This window comes from Janibacter terrae NBRC 107853 (assembly GCF_001591405.1).
GTDB lineage: Bacteria > Actinomycetota > Actinomycetes > Actinomycetales > Dermatophilaceae > Janibacter > Janibacter terrae.
This window is the reverse complement of sequence record NZ_BCUV01000007.1, coordinates 1,074,113-1,090,554: the sequence shown is the minus strand read 5'-3', so window position 1 is coordinate 1,090,554 and position 16,442 is coordinate 1,074,113. Positions and strand designations below refer to the sequence as shown.

Sequence of the window (16,442 nt, the reverse complement as noted above, 5' to 3'; positions counted from 1 at the left end):
GTTCACTCACGAGCATCACCCGCCCTCATTCAGGCCGCGTCAACACATCGAGAAACTCGTGGTTGACGAAGAGACGCTCCCTGCCAACCTTCACGTCACTGAGGAGCCCAGCGTCAACCAGTGCGTGTAGCCAAGAGGAGGCGGTCTGACGGGAGATGTCGCATCGCTCGGCCACAGTGTTGATGCGGCAGTAAGGCTGTTCGAAGAGGACGGCCAAGAAGTGCGCGTCTTTCCCACCCGGGGTGGCCGCTCGAGCACGCTCAGCAATGTCCTCCTGGCACGTACGGATGGACCCGATCTTCTGCGTGGTCGACGTCGCCGACTCCCTTACGACGTCAAGCATGTAGAGGATCCATTCGATCCAAGCACCCTCGGCCGTCACAGCGCGCAGCAGTCGATAGTAGTCATTCTTCCGCGCGATGATCGCGCGGGAGAGATAGAGGATGGGGTCGTGGAGGAGACCCGCCTCGATCAACATCAGGATGTTGATGACGCGACCAGTGCGGCCATTGCCGTCGTGGAAGGGGTGGATCGCCTCGAACTGGTAATGAGCCACCGCCATGCGCACCAGCGGATCAAGATCGTCTCCGGAATGAACAAAGCGCTCCCACTCCGAGAGCTTCCCCCGGATGAGGTCGGCTCCCTCGGGTGGGGCATACACGATTTGACGCGTGGCCGGGTTCACGATTCTTGTGCCGGGCACTGCGCGAACAGCCATGTCGCGCCCCTGCAACTCAGAGCAGATTCGAGCGGCTGTCGTCGCAGTGAGGGGCCGGCTCCTGATCGATTCAACCCCAGCGAATAGGGCGCTGCGGTATCTCAGCGCCTCTTTGGTGGCATGGTCCCCCCCACCCGAGTCGACGTGCTTGAAGAGTTCATCGGCCGTGGTCACGATGTTCTCGATCTCGGAGCTGGCTTGGGCCTCGAGCAACGGGACGGCGTGGATCAGGATGTTCGGGTTCGGGAGCACCAGTCCGGCTTGGGCAAGTGTCGCCAGCGCCGTCCGGGCTTCGACGGTCGCCTTGAGCACAGCCTTGGGCTCAAGGTCCAGGTCCGCTGGGGGCAGGGGCGGGAGGTCGTTGAAGGGAGTTTCAGGGCTCCACGTCACGTGTCGCTCCTTTCACCGTATCCGCACAACGCGTTAAGAATTTTCGTGAAACCTAACATGTTTTCGGGATGTGTCAGGGAACCTGACACGTGGACTCGCAGCGGCGCTCGGCCAGCGGGGTCTCACCCTCAAGGCGTGCCCCCTGGTAGCCCGTCGCGTGGTGTTTGACGCTACGGTGAAGGGCGTCACACCACGTCGACGAAGGGAGCAGCGGCCATGGCACCGAAGGACTCGACCTTCCTGGGCTGGCCCGTGCTGCGTCAGCTAGCATCGGGCGACTTCCTCGGCCGCGGCAACGCGGTCACCTCGCGCAGCACGAGGGAGATGGAGCCGCGCACCTCGACGGCCGACCGTGTCGTGCAGAGCGTGTGCCCCTACTGCGCCGTCGGCTGCGGCCAGCGCGTCTTCGTCAAGGACGAGCGGGTCGTGCAGATCGAGGGCGACCCGGACTCGCCGGTGAGCCGAGGGCGCTTGTGCCCCAAGGGTGCCGCGAGCGAGCAGCTGGTCAACTCCCCTTCGCGTCAGACCCACGTGCTCTACCGCGCGCCGGGCGCCACGGAGTTCCAGCGGATCGAGCTCGACGAGGCGATGGACATGGTCGCCGACCGGTATCTCCAGGCCCGCGCCAACAAGTGGCAGGAGGTCGACGACCAGGGTCGTCGGCTGCGGCGCACGATGGGCATCGCCTCGCTCGGGGGCGCGACCCTCGACAACGAAGAGAACTATCTGATGAAGAAGCTGTACACGGCTTCTGGCGCGATACAGATCGAGAACCAGGCGCGTATTTGACACTCCGCCACGGTTCCCAGTCTGGGATCCTCCTTCGGGCGCGGCGGCGCCACCCAGTCTCTGCAGGACATGGCCAACGCAGACTGCATCATCATCCAGGGCTCCAACATGGCCGAGTGCCATCCCGTGGGCTTCCAGTGGGTGGCCGAGGCCAAGGCCCGCGGCGCCCGGGTGATCCACATCGACCCCCGCTTCACCCGCACCTCCGCGATCGCTGACACGCACGCCGCGATCCGGGCCGGTACCGATGTCGTCCTGCTCGGCGCGCTGATCAACCACGTCCTGGCCAAGGACCTCTACTTCCACGACTACGTCGTCGCCTACACCAACGCGGCCACGCTGGTCAGCGAGGACTTCGTCGACACCGAGGACCTCGACGGCGTCTTCTCCGGCTACGACCCGGAGACCGGCACCTATGACATGTCCTCGTGGGCCTACGACGAGCGACCTGCCGAAGGGGGCGGCACCAGCGACGAAGGGGGCGCAGGCGGCGATGACGTCGGCGGACCCTCCGGGGGCCACGAGCACGGGGCGCACAAGAGTGCCCGCGCGGCGGGCGACCAGCACGGAGGTGCCGGACCCGCGCTCGAGCACGCCCGGGTCATCCGCGACGACACCCTGCAGCACCCGCGGTCGGTCTTCCAGGTCCTCAAGCGTCACTACGCCCGCTACACGCCGCAGATGGTCGAGGACCTCTGCGGCATCCCCCAGTCGCAGTTCCACGAGATCGCCGACGCCCTGACGGCGAACTCCGGTCGCGAGCGCACCACTTGCTTCGCCTATGCGCTGGGCTGGACCCAGCACAGCCTGGGCGCGCAGTTCATCCGCACCGCAGCGATCCTCCAGCTGCTCATGGGCAACATGGGTCGGCCCGGTGGCGGGATCATGGCGCTGCGCGGGCACGCGAGCATCCAGGGCTGCACCGACATCCCGACGCTCTTCAACATCCTGCCGGGGTACCTGCCGATGCCGACCGTCGGTCTGCACGACACCTACGAGGACTACCTATCCAGCATCAGCTCTCCGCTGCAGAAGGGCTTCTGGACCGAGGCGCCGTCCTACACCGCCAGCCTGCTCAAGGCGTGGTTCGGCGATGCCGCGACGCCCGAGAACGACTTCTGCTACGACTACCTGCCCCGGCTGACGGGTGCCCACGGCACCTACCAGACGGTGATGTCGATGCTCGACGACGAGGTCGAGGGCTACTTCATCCTCGGGCAAAACCCAGCGGTCGGCTCGGCCCACGGCAAGATGCAGCGGCTGGCGATGACGCACCTGAAGTGGGTCGTCGTGCGCGACTTCCAGCTCATCGAGTCGGCGACCTTCTGGAAGGACTCCCCCGAGATCGCCAGCGGCGAGCTGAGGACGGAGGACATCGACACCGAGGTCTTCTTCTTCCCGGCCGCCAACCACGTCGAGAAGTCCGGGACGTTCACCCAGACCCAGCGGATGCTCCAGTGGCACCACCAGGCGGTCCAGCCGCCCGGCGATGCCCGCAGCGAGCTCGAGTTCTTCCACGAGCTCGGCGTGCGCATCCGGGAGCGCCTCAAGGACTCGACCGACGAGCGCGACCGCCCGCTGCTCGACATGACCTGGGACTACCCCAAGGACGAGTTCGGCGAGACCGATGCCGAGGCGGTCCTGAAGGAGATCAACGGCTACTACCTCACCGGTGAGCGCGCGGGCCAGACCCTCGACAAGTTCGCCGACATGCGCGCGGACGGCTCGACCTCCGGCGGGTGCTGGATCTACACCGGCGTCTTCGCCGGCGGGGTCAACAAGTCCGCCAACCGGGTCCCCGGGCGCGAGCAGGACGAGACCGCCCTCGAGTGGGGCTGGGCCTGGCCGATGAACCGCCGCATCCTCTACAACCGCGCGTCCGCTGCCCCGGACGGCACGCCCTGGAGCGAGCGGAAGAAGTACGTGTGGTGGGACGCCGACGCCGGGAAGTGGACGGGCAAGGACGTCCCCGACTTCCCGGTCGACCGCGACCCGTCCTTCCGGCCCGACCCGGAGCAGGGCGGTCCGGCGGCGATCGCCGGCGACGACCCCTTCATCATGCAGGCCGACGGCAAGGGCTGGCTCTTCGCACCCAAGGGGATGGTCGACGGTCCGCTGCCGACGCACTACGAGGCGCAGGAGTCGCCGGTCGACAACCCGCTGTACTCGCAGCAGCGCAACCCGGCCCGCCTGGTGTACCCGCGCAAGGACAACCTGTGGAGTCCCTCGGGCGACGAGCCGGGGGCGGAGGTCTACCCCTTCGTCTTCACGACCTACCGGCTCACCGAGCACCACACGGCCGGCGGCATGAGTCGGTGGCTGCCGTACCTGTCCGAGCTGCAGCCCGAGATGTTCTGCGAGGTCTCCCCCGAGCTGGCCGAGCAGCAGGGCCTGGTCAACGGCGAGTGGGCGACGATCGTCTCCGCGCGCAGCGCGATCGAGGCCCGCGTGCTCGTCACCGAGCGGATGACCCCGCTGACGATCCGCGGGCGCACGGTCCACCAGATCGGGCTCCCGTACCACTGGGGTGTCGGCCGCGACGCGGTCGTCGAGGGCGACGGCGCCAACGACCTGCTCGGCATCGCGCTCGACCCCAACGTCCAGATCCAGGAGTCGAAGGTGGGTTCCTGCGACATCATCCCGGGCCGCCGGCCGCGCGGCGAGGAGCTGCTGCGCTTCGTCGCCGAGTACCAGTCCCGCTCGGGCACGACGGTCGAGACCGGCAACACCCGCCGCGACGAGCAAGGAGCGCTCTGATGGGCTACCTGTCACGCCAGCTCTCGGGGGAGACCAACCCGGCGGTGGACGCCGGGTGGGCCGACGCCCCGGAGCGCAAGGGCTTCTTCACCGACACCTCCATCTGCATCGGGTGCAAGGCCTGCGAGGTCGCCTGCAAGGAGTGGAACGGCATCCCGCTCGACGGGCTGGCCATCACCGGCAACTCCTACGACAACACCGGCGACCTGGGCGCGAGCACGTGGCGGCACGTCGCCTTCGTCGAGCAGACCAAGGACCGCATCGAGGCCGCGCGCGAGTCCGGCCGCAAGCTCGTCGACCTCGGGATGCCCGCCCTCGGCGCCCCCGCGGCCGACCCCCCTTCGGGCGGGGCCCCTGCGGGCTACGGCACGCTCCCGGCACCGATCGAGGGCCACGGGCCGGCGCTGGGCGACATGCTCACCGAGAAGGCCAACATCGAGGCCGGCGGCACCGGTGACCACGGGCTCACCGTGGACGGGGTGCCGATGGTCGGGCCGGTCCCGGAGTTCCGCTGGCTGATGTCCTCCGACGTGTGCAAGCACTGCACCCACGCGGGCTGCCTCGACGTCTGCCCGACCGGCTCGCTCTTCCGCAGCGAGCACGGGACCGTCGTCGTGCAGGCCGACATCTGCAACGGGTGCGGCTACTGCGTCGGGGCCTGCCCCTTCGGGGTCATCGAGCGCCGCAACGACCAGAGCGTCTCGGTGACGGCCGACGACCACGTGCCCCACGTCGGCGTCGCGCAGAAGTGCACGCTCTGCTACGACCGGCTCGGCCACGACCAGACGCCCGCATGCGCGCAGACCTGCCCGACGACCTCGATCAAGTTCGGCGCGCACGACGACATGGTCGCGACCGCCCGGGAGCGCGTCGTCCAGCTGCACGAGCAGGGCTTCACCGAGGCCCGCCTGTACGGCGCCAACGAGCAGGACGGCGTCGGCGGCACCGGCTCGGTCTTCCTGCTGCTCGACGAGCCCGAGGTCTACGGGCTCCCGCCGGACCCGGAGGTGCCGAGCAAGCGGCTGCCCGAGATGTTCCGGGCCGCCGGCCTGGCCGGTGTCGGGCTCCTCGGCGCGGTCGCCGTCTCCTTCATCGGGAGCAAGTCGTGACGACCTCCCCCTTCGACGCCTACCGCCCGCCCGAGGAGGGCCGCCGCAAGCGCCGCCGTGACTCCGGCGTCCGTGGCGCGGTGACCGGCGCGGCCCGGGACCTCGCGAAGGGCGGTCAGCGCAGCTGGCTCTCCCGCGACGGTGGTGGCCGGCGCGAGGCGCCGGCCGTCCCGGACGCCGAGTTCTCCAGCTACTACGGCCAGCCGATCGTCAAGCCGGTCCCGTGGGACCACAAGATCTCCGCGTACCTCTTCGTCGGCGGCATCGCCGGCGCCTCCGGCATCATCCAGGCGGGTGCCGCAGCGACGGGCAACACGGTCCTGCAACGCAGCTCGCGCCTGACCGCGATGACCTGCGTCGCCCTCAGCGGTGCCGCGCTCGTCGCCGACCTCGGCCGGCCGGAGCGCTTCCTCAACATGATGCGCACGGTCAAGCTCACCTCGCCGATGTCGGTCGGCACCTGGATCCTGTCGGCCTACGCGGGATTCGCCGGGGTCACGACCGCCTCCGAGGTCCTCCGGCTGCTCCCTTCGCGCGGCCCGGTCGCGGCCCTCACCCGCGTCACCGACGTGCTCGGCGTCCCGTCGACGATCGGGCAGGCCGCCTTCGGCGCGCCGCTCGCGGCGTACACCGCGGTCCTGCTCTCCGACACCGCGCACCCGGTGTGGCACGAGAGCCGGCGGGAGCTCCCCTTCGTCTTCGTCGGGTCGGCGGCACTCGCCTCCGGCGGGATCCAGATGGTCCTCAACCCCACCGGCGTCGCAGGGCCGGCTCGCCGGCTCGCCCTGGTGGGGGCGGCGACGGACCTCGCCGCGATGCACCGGCTCGAGGAGCACCTGGCGCACCTCGACATCGACGAGCCGGTGACGTCCGGGCAGGGAGCCGGCAAGCTGCGACTGGCCAAGGGGCTCGTCATCGCGGGCGGGCTCGGCACGCTGCTCTCCGGGCGCAGCCGTCTGCTCGCCGTCGCCTCCGGCGCGGCCCTGGCGGCGGCCTCCGCGCTCACGCGCATGGGGGTCGTCGAGGCCGGGATCGAGTCCGCCAAGGACCCCAGGTACACCGTCCGCGTCCAGAAGGCTCGCCTCGAGGCGCGGCGCGAGCAGGGGATCGTCCACGACAGTGCCGTCACCGTGCGGTAGCACTCACGCACCAACACACCGGGAGGTTCCATGAGCACGGAGACCGAGCAGGCCCCCACCACCGGGGTGGGCAACCGCTGGATCATCCTGGCGGGAGGTGTCCTCGTCCAGCTGACGATCGGCGCCGTCTACGCCTGGAGCACCTTCAGCAAGGCGATCCAGAGCGACACCTCGGCGATCGAGCTGTCCAAGGTGCAGGCGACCATCCCCTTCGAGGTGGCCATCGGCATGCTCTTCCTCGGCACCTTCCTCGGTGGCCGGATCCAGGACAAGCAGGGGCCGCGCCTCGTGGCCCTGACCGGCGTGGTCATCTACTCCATCGGCATCATCGTCGCGAGCTTCACCCGGGACGCCTCCGACCTGTGGCTGCTCATCCTCGGCTACGGCGTCCTCGGCGGTTTCGGTCTCGGCCTGGCCTACATCGTGCCCATTGCCATGCTGCAGAAGTGGTTCCCGGACAGGCGCGGCCTGATCACCGGCATCGCCGTCGGCGGTTTCGGCTTCGGTGCCGTCATCACCTCCCCCCTCGCGCAGCGGATGATCTCCGGGATCGACGGCTACGACGTCCACCCCACCAAGGCCTTCCTGTGGCTGGGCATCGCCTATCTCATCTTCGGTCTCATCGGCGCCTCGGTCTTCAAGAACCCGCCGGCCGGCTACGTCCCGCCGGGCGTGGCCAAGGCGCACGCGCAGCACGACACCAAGCGGGAGGAGACCGTGGCCAAGGCCGGCCGCGACTTCACCCAGCAGGAGGCCCTGAGCACCCCGCAGTGGTACATGCTCACGCTCATCCTGACGATCTCCGTCACCGCGGGCATCTCGCTGATCTCGGTCGCCGCCGGCACCGCCACCGACGTCGCCGGGATGAGCGCTGCCGCGGCTGCGACCCTCGTCGGGATCATGGGCCTGTTCAACGGTGGTGGCCGCATCCTGTGGGCCGCGATCTCGGACAAGATCGGGCGCATGCCGGCCTTCCTCGGCATCCTCGGCCTGCAGGGCCTGGCGCTGCTCGCCATCCCGCACGCGGGCAACGCCGCGCTCTTCTACGTCCTGTGCGCGGTCGTCTACACCTGCTACGGCGGCGCCTTCGGCACCATGCCCTCGACGGCCGGTGACTTCTTCGGCGTGAAGAACTCGGGTGGCATCTACGGCCTGATGCTCATCGGGTGGTCGATCGGTGGCGTCGTCGGCCCGCTGCTCATCTCGTGGCTCATCGGCGAGGACCAGGCCTACACGATGGCCTTCACCGTCATGGGCATCATCGCCCTCGTGGGCCTGGTGATCCCCTTCATCGCCAAGCCGCCGAAGCACGCCTGAGCATCCCGGTGACCGTTCGCCTGCACTGCCCCGTGGCAGTGCAGGCGAACGGTCACTGCTCACTCGCGGACGTCCGCCGGACCGTCGTGCAGGGGCAGGCCGGAGGCGGTCCAGGCCTCCACCCCTCCGATGACGTCGGTCGCGTCGACCCCCAGGGAGCGAAGGGAGACCGCCGCCAGTGACGAGCTGTAGCCCTGCCGGCACAGGACGATGACGCGGGTCCCGGGCATCGCCTCGGGGATGCGGTGCGGGCTGGTCGGGTCGAGCCGCCACTCCAGGACGGTCCGGTCGATGACGAGCGCCCCCGGCACCTCACCCTGACGGGTGCGCTGCGCGGCGGTGCGGGTATCGACGAGGAGGGCTCCCCCCTTCGCCGCGTCGTGGGCCTGCTGCGGGGTCAGCCGGACGAGGCCGGCCCGGGCGGCGGCGAGGACGCGATCGACCGCGCTCACGCCACCTGCACGAGGACCCCGTGCCCGAGCGTGCCCGCGGCGACGGTCTCGCCGACGACCGGCGCACCCGGCACCTCGCCGACGACGAGCAGGCCCCCGGAGGTCTGCGCGTCGGCGAGCAGGATGAGCTCGTCCTCGCTGGTGCCGTCGGCGGACAGGTGCGGGCGGACCCAGTCGAGGTTGCGCTTGGAGCCGCCGGGTACGTGGCCCGCCGCGAGCGCCTCGCGCGCGCCTGTGACGTAGGGGACGGCCGCGGCATCGATCCGCGCGGCCACCGACGAGGCCCGACACATCTTGTACAGGTGACCGAGCAGGCCGAAGCCGGTGACATCGGTCGCCGCCCGCACCCCGGCCGCCAGCGCGGCGCGGGAGGCGTCGCGGTTGAGGGCGACCATCGAGGCGATCGCCTCCTCGCTGCGCTCGCCGGTCGCCTTGTGCCGGTTGTTGAGCACGCCGACACCGAGCGGCTTGGTGAGGCTTATCGGCAGGCCGGGCTCGGCGGCGTCGTTGCGCATCAGCCGCTGGGGGTCGGCGGTCCCGGTGACGGCCATGCCGTAGATCGGCTCGGGGGCGTCGATGCTGTGGCCGCCGAGGACCGGGAAGCCCGCCTCGGTCGCGACGTCGAGACCACCCCGCAGGACCTCCCGCAGGAGGTCGGTCGGGAGCAGCTCACGCGGCCAGGCGACGAGGTTGATCGCCATCACCGGGTCGCCGCCCATCGCGTAGACGTCGGAGACGGCGTTGGCGGCGGCGATCCGGCCCCAGTCGTAGGGGTCGTCGACGACGGGCGTGAAGAAGTCCGCGGTCGAGAGCACCGCCCGGCCGCCCTCGATGCGCACGGCCGCCGCGTCGTCGCCGTCGTCGAGGCCGACGAGGACGTCCGCGCCGGGGGGCGCCGCGACGTGCAGCCCGGCGACGATCTGCTCGAGCTCTCCGGCGGGGATCTTGCAGGCGCACCCTCCGCCGCGGGCGAACTGGGTCAGTCGGACCGGCTCCATGGCCTCACCCTAGGACGCCGGCCCCACCGAGGGGCGGCAGGGGCTCAGCCGAGGACGACGAGCGCCGCGCCCGCCGCGAGGCCGGCGGCGGTGACGACACCCGCGGTGACCGCCGTGACCCGCCAGGTGAGGGCGCGGCCCACCATGACCAGGGACGGGAGGCTCACGGCCGGCAGCGCGATGAGGACGAGCCCCAGCACCCACGGGCTGGCACCGACGGCGGCCAGGGCGAGGAGCACCGGGATCTCGCCACCGGTCGGGATGACGAGGAGGACCACGACGGCAGCAACGGCCACCAGGGCGAACCCCCCGCCGGTCACCCACGCCGCCTCGAAGCTGAAGACGTGCGCGGCCGCGCCCACGAGCGCGACGACGACGAGGTACTCCGGCACGAGGGTGAGCGTGAACCGCACGAGCGAGCGGACGAACCGCCCCAGCGAGGGCCCGTCCTCGTCCACGGTCTCCGGTGCGATGTCCGCGACGGTGGGGTCCACCCTTCGTCCCTGGGCGAGGCGGGCGGCGAGCGCCGCCGCCCCCAGGACCAGCCCGACCCCGACGACGAGCCGGGTCGCGGCCCACTCCCACGGCCCGACGAGCGCGAGGAAGACGAGGACGGCCGGGTTGAGGACCGGGTTGCCTAGCCAGTAGGCGACGACCGACGGGAGCGGCACCCCGCTGCGACGCAGCGAGACCGCCACCGGCGAGGCGCAGCAGGTGCACATCATGCTCGGCAGCGAGGCAGCGCCCGCGATGGCCGCGCCGGAGGTGGAGCCGCGGCCGGCGAGGACCCGGCGCAGGTGCTCCCGGGGCAGGAGCGCGTCGATGGCCGCGGCGACGAGCAGGCCGACGAGCAGCGCCTTCCAGACGGCCAGGCTGTACGCGAGCGTGAAGTCCCAGGCCCCCTGCCACCACGTCGGCGCGTCACGCGCGACGTCGACGAGCGCACCCCCGTCCCACGCCCGGCTGCCGACGAGGCCGTCGATCTTCAGCGCGTAGGGCCACCACTTGGCCCAGACGAGACCGACGACGAAGACCAGGGCGGTGATCGCGACCCCGAGGACCCAGCGGTCGAGGTGTCGCGGCCGGCCGGGAGACGGTGCGGTGCTCACGTCGTCACCGTAGGAGAAGGACGCTCCGGTGTCTCGGGGGACGACCTGTCCTAGGGTGGGCGGCGGAGGCGTCTGGGTTCCTGGTGGTCCCCCCGGTCTTCAACACCGGTGAGGCCGAGCATCTCGGTCTGGCGGGTTCGATTCCCGTCCGCCTCCGCCACACGTCCGACCCGAAGGGAGCACGGTGACCGACCCCCGGCGGGCCATCCCGCGCACCGACACGCTGCTGGCCTCGGCGCCCTTCGTCGCCGCGGCGGAGCGACTCGGGCGGGATGTCGTCCGGGTCGCGATCACCGCCGCCCAGCAGCAGGCGCGCGACGGGAGCATCGGCCCCGACGAGGTCCCTGCCACCGCACTCGCCGGGCTCCCGACCCGGGCCAGCTCGCTCACCGCGGTCCTCAACGCGACCGGCGTCGTGGTGCACACCAACATCGGCCGGGCCCCCTTGTCCCCCAGCGCGATCGAGGCCGTCGTCGCCGCCGCCGGCTACGTCGACGTCGAGATGGACCTGGCCACGGGAGCGAGGAGCCGACGCGGCGCCGGGGCACTCGCCACCCTGCTCGACGCCGTCCCCGACGCGACCGGCGCGCTGGTCGTCAACAACGGCGCGGCCGCGCTCGTGCTCGCCACGACCGCGCTCGCCGCCGGGCGCGAGGTCGTCGTCTCGCGCGGGGAGATGGTCGAGATCGGCGACGGGTTCCGCCTGCCCGACCTCATCGCCTCGACCGGCGCTCGGCTGCGCGAGGTCGGCACGACGAACCGGACGCACCTGAGGGACTACGCCGACGCGATCGGTCCGGGCACCGGGTGCGTGCTCAAGGTGCACCCGAGCAACTTCCGCGTCGACGGGTTCACGGCCGAGGTGGGCCTCGGTGAGCTCCGCGGGCTGCGTCGGCCCGACGGCTCCCCCGTGCCGGTCGTCGCCGACATCGGGTCCGGCCTGCTGCGGCCCGACCCGTTGCTGCCCGACGAGCCGGATGCCACGACGTGGCTGCGCGCGGGCGCCACGATCGTCACCGCCAGCGGCGACAAGCTCCTCGGCGGCCCGCAGGCGGGTCTCGTCCTCGGCGACGCCGAGGTCGTCGAGCGGTTGCGTCGCCACCCCTTCCAGCGCGCCCTGCGCGTCGACAAGCTGACCCTCGCCGCACTCGAGGCGACCCTGCGCGGCCCGGTCCCACCGGTCACTGCCGCGCTGCACGTGAGCGCCGACGAGCTGCGGCCGCGGGTCGAGGCCCTCGCCGCCGCCCTCGGTCGTGGGGTCGTGGCGGTCGAGGGCCGCGTCGGCGGCGGCGGGGCGCCCGGCGTGCCCCTGCCCGGCTGGGCCGTCGAGATCCCCGCGGACGCCGTCGAGCGCCTGCGCGTCGGCGAGCCGGTCGTGCTCGCCCGGGTCGAAGGGGGGCGCGGCCTGGTCGACCTGCGCTGCGTCCCGGCCGATCGGGACGGTGACGTCGAAGCGGCACTGCGGGCGGCGCTCGGCGACGACGGGCCCGACCCGGGGACGCCCACCCCATGAGGCGCGTGCTCGCCACCGCCGGGCACGTCGACCACGGCAAGTCGACGCTCGTGCGCGCGCTCACCGGGCGTGACCCCGACCGGCTGCGCGAGGAGCGCGAGCGCGGGCTGACCATCCAGCTCGGTTACGCCTGGACGACCCTGCCGAGCGGGGCCGAGGTCGCCTTCGTCGACGTGCCGGGGCACCAGCGGTTCCTCGGGACGATGCTGTCGGGGCTGGGGCCGGCGCCGGCGGTGGTCTTCGTCGTCGCCGCCGACCAGGGCTGGCAGGCGCAGAGCAGCGAGCACCTCGCCGCCGTGCAGGCGCTCGCCATCACCGACGGCCTGCTCGTCATCACCCGGTGCGACCTGGCCGACGACGAGCAGCGAGCCGACGTGCTCACCGAGTCGCGGCGACACCTGGCCGAGGCCGGGCTCGACCTCCCTGCCGTCGAGGTCTCGGCGGTCCGGGGCGACGGGATGGACTCCCTTCGCGCGGCGCTCGACGAGCTCGCTGCCCGGCTGCCCGAGCCGGACGCCCGGGCGCCGGTGCGGCTCTGGTCCGACCGCAGCTTCTCCGTCTCCGGCGCGGGGACGGTCGTCACGGGCACCCTCGGCGCGGGCACGGTCCACGTCGGCGACCGGCTGGTGCTGCTCGACCGCGGGTCCGCACGCGAGGTGACGGTGCGTGGCCTGCACAGCCAGGACGAGGCGCACGAAGCCGTCGGCCCGGTCTCCCGGGTCGCCGTCAACCTGCGCCGCGTGGACGAGGTCGGCCGATCCGTCGCGCTGCTGACGCCCGACGCCTTCGCGCTCGCGTCGGTCGTCGACGTGTCCGCCACCGAGCTGCATTCCCCTAGGGCAATGCAGACGAACGGTCACGGGAGCGCGCATTCCCCTAGGGCAATGCAGATGGTCGAGCAGGGGACGCTGCACGTCGGGTCGGTCGACGTCGAGGTGCACGTGCGCCCGCTCGGGCCGGACCACGCCCGCCTCTCGGCCGCGACCGTCCTCCCGTGGCGCGTGGGCGACCGGGCGATCCTGCGCGACGCGGGGAGTCGTCGCCTGTGGGCCGTCCGCGTCGTGGACGTCGACCCCCTGCCGCTCACCCGCCGCGGTGCCCCAGGGCGAAGGGGGCAGGCCCTCGCCTCTGCAGGCGCGGACCCCGCCGACCTCGCCACCGCTCGGCTGCGCTCGCGCGCAGCCGAGCGGGCGGACGTGCTCGACCGGCTGGGTCTCCCCGCGCCAGCGGGTGCCGTGCGGCACGGTGACTGGTGGGTCGACGCGGGGGCCGTGAGCACGTGGCGCGACCGGCTCGGCGAGGCCGTCCGCCGGCACCATGCCGCCGACCCGCTCAGCGCCGGGCTGCCCGTCGCCGAGGCGGCCAGGTCGCTCGGCCTGCCCGAGCACCTCCCTGCGGTGCTCGGGCAGGCCCTGGTGCCGGGACTGGCCACCGACGCCGGCCTCGCCGTCGCCGACGGCCGCGTCCACGACCCGGAGGCTGGCGGCCTCGGAGCCGCGGAGGCCGGGATCGCGGCTCTCGAGGCACGGCTGGGGGCCACCCCCTTCGTGGCGGCGGAGCGGGGTGAGCTCGCCGAGCTCGGTCTCGGGACCGCGGAGCTCGCGGCCGCCGAGCGCCTCGGACGGATCATGCGTCTGCCCGACGACGTCGTGCTGCTCCCCGACGCGCCGGCGCGGGCGATGCGGGTGCTCGCCGGGCTGGAGCAACCCTTCACCCTCAGCCTCGCGCGACAGGCGCTCGGGACCACCCGGCGCGTCGCCGTGCCCCTGCTCGAGCACCTCGACGCCCGCGGGTGGACCCGGCGGGTGGACGGGAGTCTGCGGCAGGTCGTGCGCTAGGCCGCGCTCAGGCAGCGACCTCGAGGCTCGTCGTCACCGGCACGCCGTGCGTGAGGTTGTCGAGGACGGGGCAGTGCTCGGCGACGGCCTGCTCGAGGCGGCGGTACTCCCCTTCGCTCTCCGGGCCGCTGACCGTGATGGCCAGCTCGATGCCCTGGAAGCCCGGACGCACCGACTCGTCCGTGCCGAGGAACCCGGCGAGGTCCAGGTCGCCGCGCAGGTCGACGTCGATCGTGTCGACCCGGAGGCCGAGCTTGTCGGCCCAGACCTGGTAGCTGATGACGGTGCACGAGGCGAGGGCGGCCAGCAGGTGCTCGACCGGGTTGGCGCCCTTGTCGGTGCCGCCGAGGGCCGGCGGCTCGTCGATCGTGTAGCTGAACTGGCGGCTCGTGATGGCGACCTCGGTCCCCGTGACGAGCGCGCCCCGGGTCGTGACCTCGAGCAGCGTGGTGGGTGCGGTGGTGGCAGTCATGGACGGCTCCGTGGATCAGGGGCTCTCGTGAACCCGCGCTTGGCGCGGCCGGTCGGCCGACGCCCAGGTCGTCACCCGGGGCACCCCACCGAGGGTGGAGGGTTGCCGCCCAGCAAGCCGGGGCTTCGCGCTGGGACTCATGACCTGGCCATAAGATGACACACAGCAACCCATAACGTCCAGTTATGTATCAGGAAGTGGGACCGCGCCTGAGGTCGACCGTGAAGAGCGGCAGGAAGAGCTGGGCCAGCGGCCCGATGGCGAGCGCGTAGAGGAAGGTGCCGACGCCGACCGTGCCGCCGAGCAGCCACCCGACGACGACCACCGTGACCTCGATCCCCGTGCGCACCAACCGGATCGAGTGGCCGGTGAGGCGCGCGATCCCCGTCATCAGGCCGTCGCGCGGACCGGGCCCGAACTGCGAGCCGATGTACATGCCGGTCGCGATGCCGTTGAGCACCACGCCCCCGACGAGGAGCACGATGCGCCAGCCGAGGTCGCCCGGCTCGTCGAGGTGCGCGAGGACGAGGTCGGCGGAGGGGCCGATGAGCAGAGCGTTGCCGATCGTGCCGACGCCGGGCTTCTGCCGCAACGGGATCCACCCGAGCAGCACGAGCAGCGAGACGCCGACGACGATCGTGCCGAAGCTCAGCGGGACGTGGCGCGAGACGCCGACGTGGAGCACGTCCCAGGGGATCTGGCCGAGCGTCGCGCGCAGCACCATCGCCATCGACGCGCCGTAGAGGAAGAGGCCCGCGAGGAGCAACGGCAGACGGACCCCGAGGCGCCCGGCACGCAGCTGCTCGAGGGGGCCGATGTCGGCGAGCTGTCGCCCGCGGGGTGGCGCGTCGTCGGTCACCGGGTCAGCGTAGGGCTCGACGAGATCAGTCGCCCACGGTCTGCTTGCCGCGGGCGACGACCTTGCGGTCGGGCGCGTAGACGATCTGGGTGTCCTTGTCCTCGTAGTCGAACTGGTTGAGGAAGAAGCGCATGGCGTTGATCCGGCCGCGCTTCTTGTCGTTGGACCTGATGACCGTCCAGGGCGCGTGCTTGGTGTCGGTCCGCTCGAACATCGCCTCCTTGGCGGCGGTGTACGCCTCCCACTTGTCGAGGCTCTCGAGGTCCATCGGGGAGAGCTTCCACCGGCGCACCGGGTCGATCTGGCGGATGGCGAAGCGGGTGCGCTGCTCCTGCTGGGTCACGGAGAACCACAGCTTGGTGACGTGGACCCCGGCGTCGATGAGCATCCGCTCGATCTTCGGCGCCTGGTCCATGAAGCCCTCGTACTGCTCGTCGCTGCAGAAGCCCATGACCCGCTCGACGCCGGCGCGGTTGTACCAGGAGCGGTCGAAGAGGACGATCTCGCCGCTCGTCGGCAGGTGCCGCAGGTAGCGCTGGAAGTACCACTCGCCCTCCTCCCGCTCGCTCGGCCTGGTGAGCGCGACGACCCTGGCGCCCCGGGGGTTGAGGTGCTCCGTGAAGCGCTTGATCGTGCCGCCCTTGCCGGCGGCGTCACGGCCCTCGAAGAGGACGACGAACTTGCGGCCGGTGTCCTGCGCCCAGTACTGGAACTTCAGCAGCTCGATCTGGAGCAGGTACTTCTCGACGTCGTAGTCGTTGCGGGTCATGAGCTCGTCGTACGGGTAGTTCTCCCGCCACGTCTCGACGGCCAGCCCGTCCGGTCTGATGAGCATCGGGTCGTCACCCTGGTCGTCGCGGACGGTGTAGCCCTCGTCGATGAGCCGGTCGATGTACTCGCGGAGGTTCTGCTTCTGCATGGGACGTGGGTACCACGTGGACCTGTCGCGCAGGTGTCGGAGCGGGTGTCCGAGACTGGGATC

The 16,442-nt window shown here is 71.6% G+C and carries 13 protein-coding genes, 1 tRNA gene and 1 riboswitch; of the genes, 7 read left to right on the top strand and 7 right to left on the bottom strand.

The features are described from left to right. Positions 1–25: 25 nt before the first annotated feature. Complete coding sequence (locus tag JT1_RS14925) at positions 26–1,108, bottom strand: Fic family protein (protein ID WP_068328212.1); 1,083 nt, start codon at positions 1,106–1,108, stop codon at positions 26–28. Positions 1,109–1,324: 216 nt separating this feature from the next. On the opposite strand from JT1_RS14925, the gene fdh reads away from it, so the two are divergent. From fdh to JT1_RS14900, 4 genes are read left to right on the top strand one after another with little or no spacing between them, the layout of a single operon-like run. Beyond that, positions 1,325–4,654 carry a formate dehydrogenase gene (gene fdh, locus JT1_RS14915; protein WP_169702025.1) on the top strand — a complete coding sequence of 1,110 codons (3,330 nt, stop codon included), beginning with the start codon at positions 1,325–1,327 and terminating at the stop codon, positions 4,652–4,654. After that, complete coding sequence (locus JT1_RS14910) at positions 4,654–5,763, top strand: 4Fe-4S dicluster domain-containing protein (RefSeq protein WP_068328203.1); 1,110 nt, start codon at positions 4,654–4,656, stop codon at positions 5,761–5,763. Before fdh ends, JT1_RS14910 begins: the two co-directional genes overlap by 1 nt. Continuing rightward, a complete protein-coding gene (gene nrfD / locus JT1_RS14905) occupies positions 5,760–6,902 on the top strand; it encodes an NrfD/PsrC family molybdoenzyme membrane anchor subunit (RefSeq protein ID WP_068328201.1) in 1,143 nt (380 codons plus the stop codon). The genes JT1_RS14910 and nrfD overlap by 4 nt, the downstream gene beginning before the upstream one ends. Before the next feature lie 30 nt (positions 6,903–6,932). Then, on the top strand, positions 6,933–8,219 hold the full coding sequence (locus JT1_RS14900) for an L-lactate MFS transporter (protein WP_068328199.1): 1,287 nt from the start codon (positions 6,933–6,935) through the stop codon (positions 8,217–8,219). Between the two features lie 59 nt (positions 8,220–8,278). On the opposite strand, the gene JT1_RS14895 is transcribed toward JT1_RS14900, so the two are convergent. From JT1_RS14895 to JT1_RS14885, 3 genes are read right to left on the bottom strand one after another with little or no spacing between them, the layout of a single operon-like run. Beyond that, a complete protein-coding gene (locus tag JT1_RS14895) occupies positions 8,279–8,671 on the bottom strand; it encodes a rhodanese-like domain-containing protein (RefSeq protein ID WP_068328197.1) in 393 nt (130 codons plus the stop codon). Then, positions 8,668–9,669 carry a selenide, water dikinase SelD gene (selD, locus tag JT1_RS14890; RefSeq protein ID WP_068328194.1) on the bottom strand — a complete coding sequence of 334 codons (1,002 nt, stop codon included), beginning with the start codon at positions 9,667–9,669 and terminating at the stop codon, positions 8,668–8,670. Before selD ends, JT1_RS14895 begins: the two co-directional genes overlap by 4 nt. Positions 9,670–9,713: 44 nt before the next feature. Then, entirely contained in the window at positions 9,714–10,778 is a 1,065-nt protein-coding gene (locus tag JT1_RS14885; RefSeq protein WP_068328192.1) for a permease, read from the bottom strand. A 64-nt stretch (positions 10,779–10,842) separates the two neighbouring features. On the opposite strand from JT1_RS14885, the gene JT1_RS14880 reads away from it, so the two are divergent. From JT1_RS14880 to JT1_RS14870, 3 genes are all read left to right on the top strand, one after another. Beyond that, positions 10,843–10,938: transfer RNA gene (locus tag JT1_RS14880), tRNA-Sec, on the top strand. A 24-nt stretch (positions 10,939–10,962) separates the two neighbouring features. After that, a complete protein-coding gene (gene selA / locus JT1_RS14875) occupies positions 10,963–12,291 on the top strand; it encodes an L-seryl-tRNA(Sec) selenium transferase (protein ID WP_068328189.1) in 1,329 nt (442 codons plus the stop codon). Continuing rightward, on the top strand, positions 12,288–14,129 hold the full coding sequence (locus tag JT1_RS14870) for a selenocysteine-specific translation elongation factor (RefSeq protein ID WP_068328187.1): 1,842 nt from the start codon (positions 12,288–12,290) through the stop codon (positions 14,127–14,129). Before selA ends, JT1_RS14870 begins: the two co-directional genes overlap by 4 nt. Positions 14,130–14,136: 7 nt before the next feature. On the opposite strand, the gene JT1_RS14865 is transcribed toward JT1_RS14870, so the two are convergent. From JT1_RS14865 to ppk2, 3 genes are all read right to left on the bottom strand, one after another. Beyond that, complete coding sequence (locus JT1_RS14865) at positions 14,137–14,601, bottom strand: OsmC family protein (protein WP_068328185.1); 465 nt, start codon at positions 14,599–14,601, stop codon at positions 14,137–14,139. 30 nt (positions 14,602–14,631) lie between these two features. Then, positions 14,632–14,746: riboswitch (SAM riboswitch) on the bottom strand. 45 nt (positions 14,747–14,791) lie between these two features. Then, on the bottom strand, positions 14,792–15,460 hold the full coding sequence (gene yczE / locus JT1_RS14860; protein ID WP_068328182.1) for a membrane protein YczE: 669 nt from the start codon (positions 15,458–15,460) through the stop codon (positions 14,792–14,794). Between the two features lie 25 nt (positions 15,461–15,485). Continuing rightward, on the bottom strand, positions 15,486–16,379 hold the full coding sequence (ppk2, locus tag JT1_RS14855; RefSeq protein ID WP_169702024.1) for a polyphosphate kinase 2: 894 nt from the start codon (positions 16,377–16,379) through the stop codon (positions 15,486–15,488). Positions 16,380–16,442: the final 63 nt, after the last annotated feature.